Consider the following 17,597-nt stretch of genomic DNA (forward strand, 5'->3'; position numbering starts at 1 on the left):
CGCGCCCGCAGGGTGATGGAGGAGGCCAAGCTCCCCCTACCCATAAGGAGTTCACATGTCAGGTGTCTACGCGCGTCGAAGCCGTGGCCTCCGTCATCCGGCCCCCGCAGGCGGTGGCAGACCTGTCAGGGCCTGTCGCGGAGGCGAGGGAACCAGCCTGTGGTGCGGGGGTCCGGTGTGCGGCGGGCCGATGCCTTCGCCGCCGCCCGGCCGATGGCCGTGACCGACGACGCCAGCCGCTTCGGCAGCCAGCCGGTGAAGTCGGGTGTCCCGCACATCTCGGCCACCTCCGATGCCGACGGGCGGTCCTCCGGGCGGGCCGCGAGGGTGGTGGTGAGAAGCCGGCGCAGCTGAGGCGGGTGGGCCGACAGGTCAGGGGGCTCACGGTCGGTGCCGGCGATGCGGGTCGCGACGACGAGGCCGCCGCCCTCCCCGTACGGATGGCGTCCCGTGGCCGCTTCCGCGGCGACCAGACCGAGTGTGAACACGTCGGACGCCGGGGTGAGCTGTCTGCCGAGAGCGTGCTCGGGCGACATGTACTTCGGCGTGCCGACCATGCGGCCGACGGTGGTCAGCACGGACGTACCGTCGGCGGCGCGTGCGATGCCGAAGTCGAGCAGCCAGGGCCCCTCGGCGGTCAGCAGGATGTTGCCCGGCTTCACATCGCGGTGGATGAGGCCGGCGGTGTGCACGGCGTCCAGCGCGCGGGCAGCGCCCGCGGTCAACCGCAGGACGCACGCCGGGGGCAGCGGCCCGAAGTCGACGAGGGCCTCGTCGAGCGGCAGTCCCGGCACGTAGAGGGTCGCGAGCCACGGCCGTTCCGCTTCCGCGTCGTGGTCGACGACCCGCACCAGGTGGGGGCCGTGGACCCGTTGTGCGGCTTCGACCTCGCGGGCGAACCGCCGGCGGAACTTCTCGCTCTGCGCGTGCTCGCGGCGGATCAGTTTCAGGGCGACGGGCAGCGTGTTGGCACCGCCGTCGCGGGTGCGGGTGAGGAAGACCGTGCCCATGCCGCCCTCGCCGATCCGTGCCTCGAGCGGGTATCCGGCGATCTCGCGCGGATCGTCGTCCCGCAGTGGTTCAGGCCCTCGACCGCCCACTGCCCACCCCCACCATCCCCGTCGGCGTCCGGCACGGGAGCCTACCGCGCGGCCTTCCTGCCGGTCCTGGCTCCGGTGAACTCCTCGTACGCCGCGACGACCTCCTTCGCCGGGCCGTCCATCCGCAGCGTGCCCGCCTCCAGCCAGAGGGCGCGGTCGCAGCTCTCCGTGATGGTCGAGTTGCTGTGGCTGACGAGAAAGACCGTGCCTGCCTCCTGCCGCAGTTCGTCGATGCGTTCACGGCTGCGGCGGCGGAAGCGTGCGTCGCCGGTGGACAGCGCTTCGTCGATCAGCAGCACGTCGTGGCTCTTGGCGGCGGCGATGGAGAAACGGAGCCGTGCCCCCATGCCGGAGGAGTACGTGCGCATCGGAAGGGAGATGAAGTCGCCCTTCTCGTTGATGCCGGAGAAGTCGACGATGTCGTCGTAGCGGTCGTGGATCTGCGCGCGGGTCATGCCCATCGCGAGGCCGCCGAGGACGACGTTGCGCTCGCCGGTCAGGTCGGACATCAGGGCGGCGTTGACGCCGAGGAGGGACGGCTGGCCCTGTGTGTACACCTTGCCCCCGGCGGTGGGGAGCAGCCCGGCGATGGCCTTGAGCAGGGTGGACTTGCCCGATCCGTTGGAGCCGATGAGGCCGATCGCCTCGCCTCGGTACGCGGCGAAGCTGACACCCTTGACCGCGTGCACTTCCCGCACACCGGGTGCGGCCCTGCGGGAGACGATGCGGCTGAGGGCGGAGGTGGCGCTGCCCCGGCCGGTGCGCGCGCCGTTGACCTTGTAGGTGATGTGGACGCCGTCGACGACGACGGTGGGGGTGGGTTCGTCGGTCCGGTTGTCAGCCACGGCCGTAGCGCTCCTCAGCTTTCCAGAAGTACAGGAATCCGCCGGCGGCGCAGAGCACGGCCCATGCCAGGGCCACGGCCCACACGTGCGGCGGCAGGCGGTCGGCGGTGAACGAGTCGATGAACGCGAAGCGCACGAGGTCGATGTAGACGGCCGCCGGGTTGTACTGCAGGGCGAGGGCCGCCAGGTGCGGCAGGTTCCGGTCGCCGACGACCTTGTCGACCGACCACATCACGCCCGACCCGTACATCCAGGTGCGCAGCAGGAACGGCATCAGCTGCGACACGTCGGGCGTGTGGGCGGCGATCCGGGCCATGGCCATCGAGAGGCCGGTGTTGAAGCCGGCCTGCAGCAGCAGTGCGGGGACGGCGAGCGCCCACGAGGCGGTGGGGAACTGGCCGAAGCCGATGTGGATCACGATCAGCGCGCCGAGCGAGAAGAGCAGTTGCTGCAGCTGCTGCAGCGCGAGTGCGATGGGCAGGGCGGCACGGGGGAAGTGCAGGGCTCGCACCAGACCGAGGTTGCCGGAGACGGCACGCGTGCCGGCCATGATCGAGTTGGCGGTGAAGGTCCAGATGAAGACGCCGGTGACCAGGAACGGCACGAAGTCGGGCACGTGGTCGGCGGTGCCGAGCAGCTCGCCGAAGACGAGGTAGTAGACGGCGGCGTTGAGTAGCGGGGTCATCAGCTGCCAGAGCTGGCCGAGGCGGGCCTGGCTGTACTGGGCCGTGAGTTTGGCGGTTGCGAACGCGGTGATGAAGTGGCGGCGCGCCCAGAGCCCGCGGACGTACGCGGGGAGGGCGGGGCGCGCCCCGCTGACCGTCAGCCCGTGCCGGGCGGCGAGCGCGGCGAGGTCGGTGGGGCCCGCGGGGGCGGTGGAACCCGATGGCCACGCGGGGCCGGTGGAGCCCGCCGGACCCGCGGGTTCGGCGGCGGTCGCTGTGGTCACGGGCACTCGCTTTCCGGGGTGCGGTCACTGCGGTCACTGGCGCTCACTGGAGCCGAGCGACGGAACGGGACCGTATCGTCGCTACGGCGAGAGTAGGGCGCCCTGACGACGGAACGCAACCGTTCCGTCCTCGCGGCGTATGCTCCTGGGCATGACGACGGACCCCAGAAGCCCACGACGCGCCCCCGCCGGAGCGGCCGTGCTCCGAGAGGATGTGACCGACGCCATCCGGGGCGCCGTCTTCGAGGAGCTCGCGGCGGTCGGATTCGCCCGGATGTCGATCGAGGGCATCGCGCGGCGGGCGGGTGTCGGGAAGACGGCGGTCTACCGGCGCTGGAAGTCCAAGCTCTCGCTCGTCCTGGACCTGGTCTCCGCCTTCGCGGCCCAAGGGCTGCCCGCACCGGCCACGGGGTCGCTGTACGGGGATGTGCGAGCGCTCCTGGAAGTGGCCGCGCACGCCCTGCGGCACCCGGTGGCCTCGCAGGTCATCCCCGATCTGCTCGTCGAGGCGGCGCGCAGTCCCGAGATCTCGGACGCGATCAAGGCGGCGCTGCTGGACGGCCAGCGGGGCGTGGCCGCCCTCATGGTCCGCGACGCGGTGGCGCGGGGTGAACTACCCGGATCGACGGATCCGGACCGGGCGTTGGACGTGATCGTCGGGCCGCTGTACTGGCGGCTGGTCGTGGTGCGGGGCGAACTGCCGGAGGGGTACCTGGACGAGCTGGCGCGGGGAGCGGTGGCGGCACTCCAGGCGTGAACGCGGGTGCGGACGCACGTTCCCGCCTGCGCCGTCCCGGTGCCGGGGGGTCACCCGGACGGGGGAAGGGGGGTGACCGAGCTGCGGCGGGCGGGTTGTTCTCCGCAGCAACCCCGCGCTTCTTGAATGGACGTGTCCACCATGCCGCTTCGGCTCAGCGTCGTCGTTCCCGTGTACAACGTGGAGGACTTCCTCGAGGAGTGCCTGAGCTCGCTCTCCGAGCAGAGCCTGCGTGAGCTCGAAGTCGTCATGGTGGACGACGGGTCCACGGACGGGAGCGCGGCGATCGCCCGCCGGTTCGCGGCCGAGGACGAGCGGTTCAGGCTCGTCTCGCAGTCGAACGCCGGGCTCGGTGCCGCCCGTAACGCCGGCACGCGCGAGGCCCGCGGCGAGTTCCTGGCGTTCGTCGACAGTGACGACATCGTGCCGCCCGACGCGTACGGGAAGATGCTCGACGCGCTCGACGCCTCGGGTGCCGACTTCGTCAGCGGGAACGTGAGCCGGTTGCGGGCGAGTGGCAAGATCCAGCAGTCACCCATGTTCCGCGAGCCCATGGCCACCTCCCGCGCGGCCACGCACGTCACACGGCACTGGCCGCTTCTCTACGACCGGATCGCCTGCAACAAGGTGTTCCGCAGGGATTTCTGGGACCGGCACTCCCTCGCCTTCCCCGAGGGCGTGCTGTTCGAGGACATCCCGGTGATCGTTCCGGCTCACTTCCTCGCAGCGTCCGTCGACGTCCTGCACGACACGGTCTACCTGTGGCGTGACCGGGACGGGTCGATCACCACACGGAGGGCCCGCCCGAACGCGGTGCGCGACCGCACCACCTCGGTCACCTCGGCGCGGGACTTCCTGGCGCGCGAGCCCCGGTGGGCCGAGGGCAGGCGGCGTTACGAGAGCAGTGTGCTGAGCAGTGACCTCTGGCTGTTCATGGAGGCGCTCCCGGACGGCGACGCCGAATACCACGAGGCCTTCATCGAGCACGCCGGTGCGTTCGCGGACTCCGCCGACCCGGCCGTCCTCGAGGCGCTTCCGCTGCATTTCCGCGTCAAGTGGCAGCTCGTACGGGAGCGCCGCGTGGCCGAACTCCTCGACCTCCTCGCCTTCGAGAAGAAGCACGGGCGGGACGCGTTCCGTCTCCGGGGGCCCCGAGGGCGACGCGCCGAGTACCCCGTTCTCACCGCCCCGCTGCCGCGTGGTGTCGACCGGCCGGCCCCCGGCGATCTGCCGGTGATGTCCGACATCACGGAGGCGGTGTGGCGGGACGGCATGCTGCACCTCAAGGGCTACGCGTACATCCGCAACCGCCCGGCGGGGAAGCGGCGTCCGCTCACCGTGGGCTGGCTGCGGGCCGGCAGGCGGCGGATGGTGCCGCTGCGGCTGCGTGCCGCCGACGCGCCGGAGGCGACGGCTGCCTCGCGGCAGGGCCTGCACTGCTACGACCGGGCCGGGTTCGAGACCGTCGTCGATCCTGCGCGGCTCGACGGGCCGACCGCCACGTGGAACCTCGAGGTCGGCGTGTTCGGCGGTGGGACGCTGCGCCGCGGGCCGCTGCGGATGCTCGGCAACCGCGCCGCTCCTGTCGTCCACCACGTCCGTGACGATCTGCGCGTCGTGCCGGTACTCAGCGGCGACAAGCTGCGGCTGAGGACGGAGAAGGTCGCCGCGCTGTGCACCGGGCACGCGGGCACGCCCGAGGGGCAGGTACGCATCGAGGGCGTCGTGCTGGGCGGCGGCAGCGCGGCCAAGGCCCTGAGGCTGGAGAACCGGCACACCAAGGAGCAGCTGGAGCTGCCGGTGCGGACCGCGGAAGGCGGCGTGTTCGCCGTGGAGGTCGCCGTGGACCGCCTCGGCGGCGCCCCTTGGACGGTCCGCCTCCTGCGCGCCGACGGCAGCCGGGTGCCCCTCGCGATGCGCGACACGACGCCCACCGGCCGCTACCCGTTCGGTGACCGTGACATCGCCGTCGGCGCCGACGCGTCCGGCAACCTCGTCCTGTCCGATCAGCGTGTCCAGCCTCTTGTCGACACGTTCGCCTGGGCCATCTCCGGCGAGCTGGTCATCGAAGGACGGTTCAACGAATCCGCTTTCCGCTCCGCCGAGTTGGTGCTTCAGCACAGCAGCACCCACGAAGAAGCCGTCATCGGGCACGAGCGCCAGGGCGACGGCCGCTTCCGCGCCGTCATCACGCCCGGGGCGGTCGACGGCCTCGGAGGAGAGCTGCCGCTCGCCGAGGGACGCTGGTATCCGTTCTTCCGTGAGCGCGGTGAGAGCGACCAGGACCGGTACGCCCCGATGCGGCTGGCGTTCGCCGCGCACTCGACCGTGCCGGCCGTGCAGCGCGTCCGCGGCAGGGACTTCACCCTCACCCGCCGCTACCACGATCAACTCGTCCTGGAATCCGGCCCGGTGCTGCCGGTCCGTGAACGAGGCGGCTTCAACGAGCGCCGGATGCAGGAGAGGTCGGCCGTCCTGCGGGTCGGGCCGCGCCGCGACACCGTGCTCTTCAGCAGCTTCGACGGCCGGCAGTTCTCCGACTCGCCCCGCGCCGTCCACGAGGAACTGCTGCGTCGCGACACCCCGTTCGAGCCGCTGTGGGTCGTACGCGACCAGCAGGCACGGCCGCCCGCCGGGGTACGCGCCGTCGCGTACGGCGGCGCGGAATGGTACGAGGCGCTGGCGACCAGCCGGGCGGTGGTGACCAACACCCAGTTGCCCGACTGGTTCGAGCGGGGCGCGGACCAGTTCGTGGTGCAGACCTGGCACGGCACGCCCCTGAAGCGCATCGGCCGGGACCTGCTCGGCACGTCCCAGGCCAACCGCGCCTACATCGAGTCGCTGCCGGACCGCGCCGCGCAGTGGAGTCTGCTGGTGTCGCCCAACCGCTTCTCCACGCCGATCCTGCGGCGCGCCTTCGGCTACGACGGTGAGGTGATCGAGTCCGGCTATCCGCGCAACGCCCTGCTGCACGCGCAGGACCGGGCGAAGGTCGCCGCCTCCGTGCGAGAACGCCTCGGCATTCCGGAGGGGAAGCAGGTCGTCCTGTACGCGCCGACCTGGCGCGAGGACCGCCCCAAGGGCGGTGGACGCTATGCGCTGGACCTGCGGCTCGACCTCGCGGCCGCTCGCGCCGAACTCGGCGAGAGCCATGTCCTGCTGGTCCGCAGGCACTACCTCGTCAGCGACCGGCTGCCGGACACGGGCGGCTTCGCGCTCGACGTCTCGCGCTACCCGGACGTGGCCGAGCTCATGCTGGTCAGCGATGCGCTCGTCACCGACTACTCCTCGCTGATGTTCGACTTCGCGCAGACCGGCCGTCCGATGCTGTTCCACACCTACGACCTGGAGCACTACCGGGACTCCCTGCGCGGCTTCTACTTCGACTTCGAGACCAAGGCACCCGGACCGCTGATCCCGGGCGGCGCGGAACTGGTCGAGGCACTGCGCACCCCGGCGGCCGCCACGGCGCGGCACGCGGAGGCGTACGAGGCGTTCCGCCAGGTGTTCTGCGATCTCGATGACGAGCACGCGGCGGCGTCGGTGGCCGACCGGATGCTCGAGGCGATCGGCTGACGCCGCCGTACGGGTGATTCCCGTGCCGGGCAAGTGCCGAAGATCGCAGCGCAGTGAACTCCGCGGCATTTAAGTGTGCTTATCGGTGCGGCATGTTGACGTTTCGGATTGCTACGTTCGGCGGCCATGGACCAGCGAACGCAAACGAAAACGGCAAGGCCCGAAGTGCGCCGAGCAAGGGCCGTCGTCATCGGCGTCTCCACACTCGCCTTCGCCGCCAAAATGGTCCTCGCCGCACTGATGCGCGGACCGGCCGACGTCCGCTTCTTCGACGCCTTCGCCGCCGCGATCGCCCAGGTCGGTCCGGTCCGCATCTATGAACACCCGATGCCGCGGCTGCCTGTCTACAACCATCCGCCGCTCGCGAGCTGGATGCTTCTCGGCTTCGACGAACTGGAGAAAATCGGCATCGCTTTCGGCACGCTGATCCGCACGCCCGCGTGCGTCGCCGATTTCGTGTCCGCCGTTCTCGTGTTCGAGATTCTTCGCCGCCGCCGCTCCCTCGGCACCGCGATGGCGTGCGGAATCGGATGTGCCCTCAGCCCTGTCCTTTTCGCCACGTCCGGATATCACGGCAACACCGACTCGGTGGCCATCATGTTCATGGTCCTGGCGGCGTATCTGCTCGCCGACCGGCGAGCGCCTCTCGCCGCCGGTGTCGCGGCCGCGCTCGCCGTCAGTGTCAAACTCATTCCGGTCGTCGCCGTTCCCGCTCTCGTCGTGGCCGCCTTGCGCACCGGCCGTCCGGCGGCCACCCGGCTCTGCGCGGGGTTCACGGCCGTGGCGCTGCTGCTGTGGGGGCCGGTGCTCGCCACCGTGCCCGTACCGCTGCGGGAGAAGGTCCTCGAATACGAGGGCGGGCGGGCGCGGCTGTGGGGGTTCGTGCGGTTCGCCGACTGGGCGGGCGCGTCCGACTCGTTCATCCTCGCCCTGCACAGCGACTTCCACTTCGTCATCGTGCTGCTGTGCATGGCCGCCGGTGCCTGGCTCGCCTGGGTGCGGCCCACCGCCCCGGCCTACGCGGTCGCCCTGTCGCTGACCCTGCTGCTCCTGCTCAGCACCGGATCGGCCGTCCAGTACCTGGCCTGGCCCGTCGTCGGCCTGTGCCTCTTCGGACTGTGGGAAGGCCTCGGCTACGGCGTGGTCGTCGGCATCGTCACCGTCTGCGTGTACTCCGGCGCCAGCGCCGTCCGCTGGAACGACTGGGCGCTGCACCTCGCGGAGGCCGGCTGGCTGCTGCTCGCCGCCGGGATCGTGTCCGGCCTGCGCAGGGTGCTCGGCGAACCGCCCGCCCGGGCACCGGACGAGCCGGTGCCCGTCGTGGGCCCTCGTACCGAGAGGCCCTCCGCTTCCGCCTCATCCGTCAACTGACCGCACCGAAGACCCGCACCGACGAAAGAGTAGAGAAGCCCTCGTGAAGGAAAGCCCCAGCCCGCGGATCGGCATCCTTGTCGTGGCCTACAACGCCGAGTCGACGCTGGAGAAGACGCTCGACCGCATCCCCAAGGACTTCCGGTCCCGCATCGCCGAGATCCTCATCCTCGACGACGCGAGCAGCGACGAGACGTTCACCGCGGGCTGCCGCTGGTCGCAGCTGGAGGGCATGCCGCCGACCGTCGTCATGCGGCACACCAAGAACCTCGGCTACGGCGGCAACCAGAAGGCGGGTTACGCCCTGGCCGCCGAACGCGGACTCGACATCGTGGTGCTGCTGCACGGCGACGGCCAGTACGCCCCCGAACTGCTCCCCGACATGGTCGCCCCCATCGAACGCGGCGAGTGCGAGGCGGTGTTCGGCTCCCGCATGATGCGCTCGGGCAGCGCCCTCAAGGGCGGCATGCCGTTCTACAAGTGGCTCGGCAACCGCATCCTCACCCGCTTCGAGAACGGCCTCCTCGGTTCCGAACTCACCGAGTTCCACTCCGGCTACCGCGCCTACAGCGTCGCGGCGCTGCGCAGGCTGCCGATCGACCGGAACACCGACGCGTTCGACTTCGACACCCAGATCATCGTCCAGCTGCTCGACGCCGGGATGCGGATCAAGGAGATCCCCGTCCCCACCTACTACGGCGACGAGATCTGCTACGTCAACGGCATGCGCTATGCCAAGGACGTCGTCAAGGACGTCCTCGAATACCGCCTCGCCCTCAAGGGATTCGGCACCTGCCCCTGGATCCCCAAGCCCGTCGAGTACGCCTTCAAGGAGGGCGACGGCTCGTCGCACTCCGCCATCCTCCGCATCATGCGCTCGATGCCGCCCGGCCGCGTCCTCGACGTCGGCTGCTCCGGCGGCCTGTTCGCCGAACGCCTGGAGGACCTCGGGCACACCGTGACCGGTCTGGACTTCGTCGAGGTCCCCGGCGTCAGGGAGCGCTGCTCCGAATTCGTGCTGGCGAACCTGGAGGAGGGCCTGCCGCCGGACATCGGCGCCGACTACGACTACGTCGTCGCCGGCGACGTCATCGAGCACCTGTCCCGGCCGGAGCACGTACTGCGGGAGCTGCGCGACGTGCTGTGCCCCGGCGGCCGGATGCTGCTGTCCGTGCCGAACTTCAGCCACTGGTACGCGCGGCTCCGTGTCGCCGTCGGCGCCTTCGGCTACGACCGGCGCGGCATCCTCGACGAGACACATCTGCGCTTCTTCACCCGCAGCAGCCTGCGCCGCACCGTGCGGGCCGCCGGCTTCGACCAGCTGCAGGTCACCTCGACCGGCGCGCCCTTCTGGTCCGTGCTCGGCGGCGGCGTCGCCGCCAGAGCTCTGGGCGGAGTCTCCCGGCTCCTGACCCGCGTGCGGCCGACACTCTTCGGCTACCAGTACGTCGCCGTGCTCACCCCGCACGCGGCGCAGACGATCGTCGCCGGGGAGCACATCGATGTCCAAGACATTCTCAACCGCCAGTATGTCCCGGCCGAGCAGGCCGGCCGAGTGGGCGTCGGAGCCTGACTCCCTGTTCCGACCGCCGCCCAGGAGGAAGACTTTGACCCTGCCCAGCCTGCTGCTGCTGCTCTTCGCGGTCTTCTCGTCGGCAGCCGGGCAGATCATGCTGAAACACGGCATGCGGTCGGCCGCCGCCGTGGCCGAGCACAGCGGCGGGTCGCTGGTGATGCGAGCCGCGACGACCCCGTGGGTCGTCGTCGGCCTCGTCGTCTTCGGCGTCTCCGCGGTCGCCTGGATGTCGACCCTGGCCCAGGTGCCGCTGAACGTCGCCTACCCGTTCAACGCCCTGGGCTATCTGCTGATCGTGCTGGCCAGCTCCACCGTGCTGCACGAACGGACCTCGATGTGGACCTGGGCCGGCTCGCTGATGGTCGTGGCGGGCCTGGTCACGGTGATGGCCGGCCAGCAGCGCTGAGCGTGCCCTCCGGTGCGGTGTCGTGCGCCTGGCGCGGCACCGCCGGCCGGTGGCGCTGCGCGGGCGGCGTCACCGGCAGCAGTTCCTCGCCCAGCAGCACATGGCGCACGACCCGCTCCGCGGCCCGGCCGTCGTCGAACGCGCAGAAGCGCGACCGGAAGGCCGCGCGCAGCTCGCGGTTGGCCTCGTTGTCCCAGGTGCCGTCGGTGAAGACCCGGATCAGCTCGTCCGTCGTACGGGTCACGGCGCCCGGTGTGTCGCCGGCCGCCCCGGAGAGCAGGTCGAAGCAGACGCCGCGCACCGCGCGGTAGGTCTCCCAGTCGGGGGCATGCACGACAACGGGCCGGTCGAGGTTGGCGTAGTCGAACATCGCGGACGAGTAGTCGGTGACGAGGGCGTCCGCCGCCAGGTACAGCTCCTCGGCGCTCGGATGGCCGGAGACGTCGATGATGCCGGGATGCATGGCGAGCCCGCTGTCGTCGTGGAAGTAGTGGGCGCGGACCAGGAGCACGGTGTCCTTGCCCAGGGCTTCGGCGACGCGCTCCAGATCGAGCCGGCAGGTGAAGGTCCGCTCGTAGTCGCGGAAGGTCGGCGCGTAGAGAATGGCCCGCTGCCCGGGCCGGATGGAGAGCTCCTCGCGGACGGCGCGGATCCGCTCGGGGTCCGCGCCGACGAGGACGTCATTGCGGGGATACCCCGTCTCCAGGTGCCGCACGGCGCTGGGGTAGGCGCTCGCCCAGCACTCCGTCGAGTGCGGGTTGGAGGACAGACTCAGGTCCCAGCGGTCCACCCGCCGCAGCAGATCCTTGAAGTTCATCCCCTGCGCGGCTGCCGGATACCAGTGCTGGCCCACCCCCATGACCTTCAGCGGTGTGCCGTGGTGGGTCATCACATGGGTCTGGCCCCGGCGCTTGACCACCTGGTTGGGGAAGTTGACGTTGCTGAAGAAGTACGTGGCACGGGCCATCACCGCCCAGTAGCGGCGCGTGCCCGGTACGACATGGTCGATGCCGGGCGGCAGCTCGGCGGCCGCCTTCTGCGACACCACCCACACACCGCGCACATGAGGTGCCAGCTCGGCCGCCTTGCGCTGGATGGCCGCCGGGTTGCAGCTCACGCCGCGGTTCCAGTAGGCGCTGTAGACGGCGAGCCTGCGGTCGAGCGGCAGCAGCCGCTGGAGCCGGTAGTGCAACGGGGAGAGCCTGCGCGCGAGCCGCTTGCGCAGCGCCTGCGGGACGGCCAGCAGCCCCCGGCGGGTCGCGAGCGCCCCGTCGAGGGCGTGAAGCCGCGCGGTCCGGCCGCCGGCGAGCAGCCGCAGCCGCAGGGCCGCGAGGCCTCCGGGAGCTCGGTACTCGCGCGGCCGGTGGTCCCGGTGGAACGCGGCGACCGCGCGGACATACGCACGGCGGCGGCGGGTGACGGTCGCGTACGTCTCCAGCAGTTCCTTGGACACAAGGTCGAACAGCGGCGCGTGCACGGCGTCGAAGCGGGGCTCCCCCCGCAACGTGCCGAAGAGTTCGCCGAACTGCTCGACCACGTCGACGGGGCGCACCGTGTCCTCGGGCTCGGCGAGCTCCGGCACGTACCTCTGCTGCCGGTGCTCGACACAGGGCACGGGCAGCGCCGCGACGGTGCCCGCCGTCGCGAGCGTACCGAGCGCGTACGTGTGGTCGCCGTACTGCCCGGGTGCGAACGACAGCTGCCCGGCCTCGTGGAACTCGCGGCGCACCGCGCGGTTCCAGCTCACCGCGGCCACACCGAGCAACTCCGGGCGGTCGGCGAGCGTGCAGACCTCCGTGCCGCCCATCTCCCTCAGCAGCTGGAGGGACCGGCTGGGCTGGGGCGTGCCGCGGAACGGCGTACGGACGTGGCCGAACAGCAGCAGGTCCGGGTCCTGCGCGGCACCGAGCCGGTCGGCGATGCGCTGCAGCGCCCCGGGCAGCAGGATGTGTGTGGCCTCCAGGAACAGGAGGTAGTCGCCCTTCGCCCGCTCGGCCCCCGCGGTGCGCCGGCCGTCGGAGCCCGCCGGCTCCGCCAGGTGGACAGCGCACACCCGCGGGTCACCTGCCGCGATCTCGTCGAGCAACTGCCCGGAGCCGTCCGGCGATCCGTCGGCCACCCCGATGATCTCGAAGTCGGCGAAGGACTGGGAGAGCACCGAGTTCAGGCACTCGCGCAGGCTTCCGCGCACACGACGGACGGGGACGACGACGCTCAGACGGGGCATGGACACTCTTTCTCGCGTTCTGTCTGCTCTGGTTCAGGGCTGGGGCGTGGGGACGAGGCCACCGGGGCTGTGCTGCGGCGGCAGCTGCGTTTCCGGCCCGTGCGTCTTGGTCAGTGGCACGGGGACGGCGACGGGCGGCATCCCGGGCGTGGCTGTGGGCACGGCCTCGGGCAGGACGTCCGTGGCGAGCGCGGGGACCGGCACTCGCGCCGGCGTGCGCTGTTCCTGCGGGACGACGACCGGCAGCCCCGCGGACTCGCCGAGGAACACCCGGCGCACGACGCGCTCGGCGGCGTTCCCGTCGTCGTACGGGCAGAAGCGCTCGCGGAACGCGGCCCGCAGCTGGGCCGAGCGTGAGCCGCGCCAGTGGCCGGTCGCGAAGATGTCGATCAGCTCGTCCTCGGTACGGGCGACCGCCCCCGGCGGACACTCCCGTACGTCGAAGTAGGTTCCGCGCGCCGCCTGGTAGGCGTCCCAGTCGCCGGTGTGCAGGACGATCGGCCGGTCGAGGCCCGCGTAGTCGAACATCAGGGACGAGTAGTCCGTGATGAGCCCGTCGGAGGCCAGACACAGGGATTCGACCGACGGGTGGCCGGAGACGTCGATGACGCGGTGGGCGGCGGGGTCGGCGAGCGGCGCGTCGCCGAAGTAGTGGGCGCGGGTGAGGAGCACGAACCGGGGGCCGAGAGCGGCGGCGAGCCTTTCGACATCGAGGGGCGGGCTCTGGCTGCGGCGGTAGTCGCGGTGGGTGGGCGCGTAGAGAATGGCGGTGCGGCCCTCCGGGATGCCGAGCGAGGCGCGCAGCCGGGCGACGTCCTCGGCACCGGTGAGCTGGTAGACGTCGTTGCGCGGGTACCCGTACTCGAGCACGGTGCAGGCCGACGGGTACGCCCTCTCCCACACCAGGGTGGAGTGGCGGTTGGCGGAGAGCGAGTAGTCCCACTTGTCGACGTTCGCGAGCAGCTGCTCGAAGTCCATGGAACGGGCGGCGGCCGGGCGCTCCTGAAGGTCGATGCCCATCGTCTTCAGTGGTGTGCCGTGGTGGGTCTGGAGCATGATCTGGCTGCGCCGCTTGACCAGGCGGCGGTCGAAGTTGACGTTGTTGACCAGGTACTTGGCGCGGGCGAGCGCCGACCAGTACGCGAACGTCCCCGGCCGGAGCCGCCGCGTCCCCGCGGGGACGGTGTGATGGTGGGCCTCCTGAGCGATCCAGGCCGTGCGGATGTGCGGTGCGAGCTCGCGCACCTTCTCCTCGATCGCGGCCGGATTGCAGGAGTAGCCGCGGTTCCAGTACGCGGCGAAGACCGCCAGGTCCGAGCGGACCGGGAGCCGCAGCTGGATGCGGTAGTGCACCCGCAGGGCGGCGGCGAGCAGCACACGGCGGGCGCGCCCGGCGATGCGGCCGGTGCGCGAGCGCAACAAGTCGGCCGCCCACAGCGCACGGTAGACGCGGTGGCCGCCGCTGCGGATCAGCGCATGGCGCAGCCGGCCGCGCAGGGCGGGCGGTGCGCCCGGGGCGCGGTGCCGTCGGCAGTGCGCGCGGGCTCTGCGGAAGAACTCGGCCCGGCTGCCGCGCGGTAGCCGGCCGCGGGCGGTGACCAGCGTCGAGAAGTGGTCGATCATGCGGCGGTAGAGGACCGGCTTCCAGTGCGCGAGCGCCGGCCGTGCGTCGAGGAACGCGAACACGCGGTCGTACTGGTCGAAGATGTCGAAGTGCTTGCGGCTGGTCGTGGCGAGGATGTTGCCGCCCTGGCGGCGCTGGCGGTAGTGCACGCAGACCCGGTCCAGCGTGGTGACGGTGGACGCGGCGAGCAGCGCTGGATACGTCCAGGGGGTGTCCTCGTAGTAGCCGGGCGGGAAGGCGAAGCCCTCGCGCTCGACGAATTCCCGCTTGTACGCCTTGTTCCAGACCACCATGAGCAGTTTGAGCAGGCCCGGGCGGTCCTCGAGACGGAAGACGGCCGGTCCCTGATCGGCCAGCAGCGAGGCGAACTTGTTCCGGGCGACTTCGCCCGTCCAGTACGTGCGGGCGTAGTCGTAGATCAGGACGTCGGGATCCTCGGTCTCCTCGAGCCGGTCGGCGATGGCCTCGAGGGCACCGGGGACGAGGCTGTCGTCGCTGTCGAGAAAGAGGAGGTACTCGCCGGCGGCACGGGCGAGGCCCGCGTTGCGCGCCTGCCCGAGGCCGACGTTCGCGGGGAGGTGGACGGCCCGCACGCGCGGGTCGCGCGCCGCGAACTCGTCGATGATCGCACCACAGGCGTCGGGCGAGCAGTCGTCGACCGCGATCAGCTCGAAGTCCGAGAAGGTCTGTGTCAGCACCGAATCAAGGCATTCATGCAGGTAGGCCTGAACCTTGAACGCGGGCACGATGACGCTGAACCGGGGCACGTCACATCCATGGGTCGGCGCGGGCAGATGGCCCGAAAACGGCCAATGGGGTGACTTGGTTACGCCGCACGTGGCATACGGGGGACGAACACGTAATGGCGGCCCGGTTACGGGGTAACCGGGCCGCCGTCGTTCGCACGCTTTTGTGTCAGCCGGTCACTTGACGGCACCCGCCATCACACCGGAGACGAACTGCCGCTGGAAGGCGAAGAACACCGCCAGCGGAATGATCATCGACACGAACGCGCCGGGCGCGAGTACGTCGATGTTGTTGCCGAACTGCCGTACCTGGCGCTGGAGCGCGACGGTGATCGGTGCGCTGTCGGAGTCCGCGAAGATCAGCGCGACCAGCATGTCGTTCCACACCCACAGGAACTGGAAGATGCCCAGCGAGGCGATCGCCGGGCCGCCCAGCGGCATGACGACCCGGGTGAACAGCCGGATCTCTCCGGCGCCGTCGAGCCGGGCCGCCTCCAGCAGCTCACGCGGAATCTCCGCGAAGAAGTTCCTCAGCAGGAAGATCGCGAACGGCAGTCCGAACGCGACATGGAACAGGACCACGCCGATCGTCGTCTCGAAGATCCCGATCACACCGAAGAGTTCGGACACGGGAACGAGGGCGACCTGTACCGGGACCACCAGCAGCCCCACCACGACCATGAACCACCAGTCGCGGCCGGGGAACTCCATCCAGGCGAAGGCGTACCCGGCGAGCGCGCCGATGACCACGACGAGCACCGTGGCCGGGACGGTGATCATCACCGTGGAGAGGAGCGAGTCGGTGATCGCCTCGTTCTCCAACAGCCGGGAGTAGTTCCGGGTGGTGAGCTCGGCAGGGGCACTGAACACCTTCCACCAGCCGCTCTCCGCGATGTCGCCGCTGTCACGGAGGGAGGAGAGCAGCAGACCGATGGTGGGCATCAGCCAGAACAGGGCGGCCAGGACGAGGAAGACCCGCAGCACGCCGCCGCCCGTGCGGGCTGCGATCCGGGTGGCGAGGGAGTGCTTCGCCCCGCCCGGGGCGACGGCCTTCGCCGTGGTGTCGGTCGCGCTCATCGCCGGGTCTCCCTTCGCATCCTCCGAATGTTGAGGAACATCACCGGCAGCACCAGCAGAAGCAGCAGCACCGCGATCGCGCTGCCCAGGCCCAGGTCCGCGTCGGTGCCGAACGAGGAGCGGTAGAGCTGGAGCGCCAGGACGTTCGCGTCGTCCTGTGAGGAGCCCGGCGCGATGATGAAGACCAGGTCGAAGATCTTCAGCACGTTGATCATCAGCGTGACCAGGACGACCGCGAGCACGGGCGCCAGCAGCGGCACCGTGATCCTGCGGAACACCTGCCACTCGTTCGCGCCGTCGACGCGGGCCGCCTCCATGAGTTCGCGCGGCACACTCGCCAGACCTGCCGCGATCAGCACCATCGCGAAGCCCGCCCACATCCACACGTAACTGCCGATGATCGCGGGGGTGACCAGGTTCGGTCCCAGCCAGTTGACGCCGTTGTACGGCTCGCGGAAGTTCTCGGCAGGCAGCCGTAGCAGTGCGCCGTCCGCGGAGGCCGGGAGCGTGAACGTGCCGTCGGCTCCGGCGCGGGCGTCCGCCAGCACCTTGCCGTCCTTGACCGCCTCCACCTTGATGCCCTTGAGCCCGAGCTCCTTCGGGTCGACGACGTTCGGCTTGCCGCCGCCGCCCCGGGTGAAGTCCAGCCACGCCGTGCCGTGGATCTTCCCGTCGCCCGTCTCGGCCGCCTTCGCGGGCTCGGCGTCCGTCGGCATCTTCGCGGGTGCGACACCGACCAGGGGTATCTGTACCGGAGTCCCGGCGGACACCGGCTCCTTGGTGATGAACGCACCGCCCCCGGCGGGTTTCAGCGGATGCACCGGCAGAGGACGGGCCCGCGGGAAACCGGCCGACTCGGAGAACGTGTCGTGCACGCCCACCCATACGGCGTTGGCCACGCCGCGTTCCGGGTCCTGCTCGTACACGAGCCGGAAGATGATGCCCGCGGCGAGCATCGAGATCGCCATCGGCATGAAGACGATCAGCTTGAACGCGGTGCCCCAGCGCACCCGTTCGGTGAGCACGGCGAAGATGAGGCCGAGGGCCGTGGAGACCGTCGGCGCGACGACGACCCAGATCGCGTTGTTCTTGACCGCGGTCAGGATGGTGTCGTCGGTGAAGATCTCCACGTAGTTGCCGAGCCCGGCGAAGCCGCTGCCCGACTGGTCGAAGAAGGAGCGGTAGAGGGAGTACCCGATCGGGTAGACCACGAGCGCGCCCAGCAGCACCAGCGCGGGCAGCAGAAAGCCTGCCGCCACCACCTTACGTGTGCCTGTCACGCTCTTGCGCTTGTCGGCGGGGGGCGTCGGGCGAGCCGGGCCCCCCGCGGTCACGGCCGGCAC

12 protein-coding genes are annotated in these 17,597 nt (G+C 70.8%); 5 read left to right on the forward strand and 7 right to left on the reverse strand.

The window, feature by feature from the left end; translation table 11 throughout:
* Positions 1 to 125 precede the first annotated feature (125 nt).
* Genes ABZ070_RS09680 through ABZ070_RS09690 form a run of 3 tightly spaced genes read right to left on the reverse strand, consistent with a single transcriptional unit; the run spans position 126 to position 2,771 of the window.
* Entirely contained in the window at positions 126 to 1,100 is a 975-nt protein-coding gene (locus ABZ070_RS09680; protein WP_356631751.1) for a serine/threonine-protein kinase, read from the reverse strand.
* Between the two features lie 41 nt (positions 1,101 to 1,141).
* A complete protein-coding gene (locus tag ABZ070_RS09685; RefSeq protein WP_356631753.1) occupies positions 1,142 to 1,945 on the reverse strand; it encodes an ABC transporter ATP-binding protein in 804 nt (267 codons plus the stop codon).
* Positions 1,938 to 2,771: an ABC transporter permease gene (locus ABZ070_RS09690; protein WP_356631811.1), complete on the reverse strand. Its 834-nt coding sequence runs from the start codon at positions 2,769 to 2,771 to the stop codon at positions 1,938 to 1,940. Before ABZ070_RS09690 ends, ABZ070_RS09685 begins: the two co-directional genes overlap by 8 nt.
* Positions 2,772 to 3,033: 262 nt before the next feature.
* On the opposite strand from ABZ070_RS09690, the gene ABZ070_RS09695 reads away from it, so the two are divergent.
* The 5 genes from ABZ070_RS09695 (at position 3,034) to ABZ070_RS09715 (ending at position 10,580) form a co-directional block, all read left to right on the forward strand.
* Positions 3,034 to 3,651 carry a TetR/AcrR family transcriptional regulator gene (locus ABZ070_RS09695; RefSeq protein ID WP_356631755.1) on the forward strand — a complete coding sequence of 206 codons (618 nt, stop codon included), beginning with the start codon at positions 3,034 to 3,036 and terminating at the stop codon, positions 3,649 to 3,651.
* A 141-nt stretch (positions 3,652 to 3,792) separates the two neighbouring features.
* Positions 3,793 to 7,227, forward strand: a complete 3,435-nt coding sequence (locus tag ABZ070_RS09700; protein WP_356631813.1) for a CDP-glycerol glycerophosphotransferase family protein — start codon at positions 3,793 to 3,795, stop codon at positions 7,225 to 7,227.
* 126 nt (positions 7,228 to 7,353) lie between these two features.
* A complete protein-coding gene (locus tag ABZ070_RS09705; RefSeq protein ID WP_356631757.1) occupies positions 7,354 to 8,598 on the forward strand; it encodes a hypothetical protein in 1,245 nt (414 codons plus the stop codon).
* 43 nt (positions 8,599 to 8,641) lie between these two features.
* On the forward strand, positions 8,642 to 10,171 hold the full coding sequence (locus tag ABZ070_RS09710) for a bifunctional glycosyltransferase/class I SAM-dependent methyltransferase (RefSeq protein WP_356631759.1): 1,530 nt from the start codon (positions 8,642 to 8,644) through the stop codon (positions 10,169 to 10,171).
* 34 nt (positions 10,172 to 10,205) lie between these two features.
* Positions 10,206 to 10,580 carry a hypothetical protein gene (locus ABZ070_RS09715; protein WP_356631761.1) on the forward strand — a complete coding sequence of 125 codons (375 nt, stop codon included), beginning with the start codon at positions 10,206 to 10,208 and terminating at the stop codon, positions 10,578 to 10,580.
* Here ABZ070_RS09715 and ABZ070_RS09720 read toward each other — a convergent pair.
* From ABZ070_RS09720 to ABZ070_RS09735, 4 genes are all read right to left on the reverse strand, one after another.
* Positions 10,552 to 12,807, reverse strand: a complete 2,256-nt coding sequence (locus ABZ070_RS09720; protein ID WP_356631763.1) for a bifunctional glycosyltransferase family 2 protein/CDP-glycerol:glycerophosphate glycerophosphotransferase — start codon at positions 12,805 to 12,807, stop codon at positions 10,552 to 10,554. The two genes, ABZ070_RS09715 and ABZ070_RS09720, sit on opposite strands and share 29 nt — an antisense overlap.
* A gap of 33 nt (positions 12,808 to 12,840) precedes the next feature.
* Entirely contained in the window at positions 12,841 to 15,198 is a 2,358-nt protein-coding gene (locus ABZ070_RS09725; protein ID WP_356631765.1) for a CDP-glycerol glycerophosphotransferase family protein, read from the reverse strand.
* 156 nt (positions 15,199 to 15,354) lie between these two features.
* Positions 15,355 to 16,254, reverse strand: a complete 900-nt coding sequence (locus ABZ070_RS09730) for a carbohydrate ABC transporter permease (protein WP_356631767.1) — start codon at positions 16,252 to 16,254, stop codon at positions 15,355 to 15,357.
* A complete protein-coding gene (locus tag ABZ070_RS09735; RefSeq protein ID WP_356631769.1) occupies positions 16,251 to 17,597 on the reverse strand; it encodes a sugar ABC transporter permease in 1,347 nt (448 codons plus the stop codon). The genes ABZ070_RS09730 and ABZ070_RS09735 overlap by 4 nt, the downstream gene beginning before the upstream one ends.

This window comes from Streptomyces sp. NPDC006283, assembly GCF_040613325.1.
Taxonomy (GTDB): Bacteria; Actinomycetota; Actinomycetes; order Streptomycetales; family Streptomycetaceae; genus Streptomyces.

Coding starts and splice junctions, on each gene's coding strand:
- ABZ070_RS09695 (WP_356631755.1), top strand. CDS start 3,034: ATGCTCCTGGGCATGACGACGGACCCCAGAAGCCCACGACGCGCCCCC.
- ABZ070_RS09700 (WP_356631813.1), top strand. CDS start 3,793: ATGCCGCTTCGGCTCAGCGTCGTCGTTCCCGTGTACAACGTGGAGGAC.
- ABZ070_RS09705 (WP_356631757.1), top strand. CDS start 7,354: ATGGACCAGCGAACGCAAACGAAAACGGCAAGGCCCGAAGTGCGCCGA.
- ABZ070_RS09720 (WP_356631763.1), bottom strand. CDS start 12,807: ATGCCCCGTCTGAGCGTCGTCGTCCCCGTCCGTCGTGTGCGCGGAAGC.
- ABZ070_RS09730 (WP_356631767.1), bottom strand. CDS start 16,254: ATGAGCGCGACCGACACCACGGCGAAGGCCGTCGCCCCGGGCGGGGCG.